Source organism: Enterococcus devriesei, from assembly GCF_001885905.1.
Taxonomy (GTDB): domain Bacteria; phylum Bacillota; class Bacilli; order Lactobacillales; family Enterococcaceae; genus Enterococcus_A; species Enterococcus_A devriesei.
Genome location: NZ_JXKM01000048.1, coordinates 1 through 637 on the forward strand (window position 1 = coordinate 1; position 637 = coordinate 637).

The following is a 637-nucleotide window of genomic DNA, read 5'->3' on the forward strand; positions in this document are numbered from 1 at the left end:
CAATAAAAAAAGCACCAAGCTCTCGCTCAGCGCTATAAGTTATCTAGTCAATGACATTATAGCATAAGGGGCGGATGGCATGATAGCGCTATTGAGAGAAGTGGACTTTTATCAAACAAAATGTAATGCAAGAGAAATTCTTAAAAAATATCGTAAATGGAATCGGATAGCTGGTAAATCAAATATAGATATTAAATCTCCAATCATGTCTGATATGCCAAAAGGGGATCGCTGGGGAAATAGAGTAGAAGACGGAATGATTCAGTTTATGGAAGCGGAAGGCGAAAGAGACGCTATCTTAGCCGCTCTAATGGCTTTAGGAATCACCAGTCGTCAAGTGCTTTATTATCGTTATTGTGCTACTGAAAACTATTCTAATTACAAAATCTCACGGGAAATCGGCTATTCAGAGCGAAGTGTCGAGCGACTCATGTCAGAAGCGCTAATTGAGTTTGCAGAGGCTTATAAAAAAGGAAGATTAATTGAATATCGCTAAAATAAATATTTTGGCGGTTTTTTGCGGGATTCTTGGCGGTTTTAACACTAAAATCGCTGTTAACATAGTATTATCAACAAAATATTGATACGGCTAGTCAGACGAACACCAATGAAAATTCTACTGTCTTAGACAGACTAC

1 protein-coding gene is annotated in these 637 nt (G+C 37.7%); it reads left to right on the plus strand.

What is annotated here, in order from left to right; genetic code table 11:
* Positions 1-79 precede the first annotated feature (79 nt).
* Positions 80-496, plus strand: a complete 417-nt coding sequence (locus RV00_RS15960) for an ArpU family phage packaging/lysis transcriptional regulator (protein ID WP_084133326.1) — start codon at positions 80-82, stop codon at positions 494-496.
* Positions 497-637: the final 141 nt, after the last annotated feature.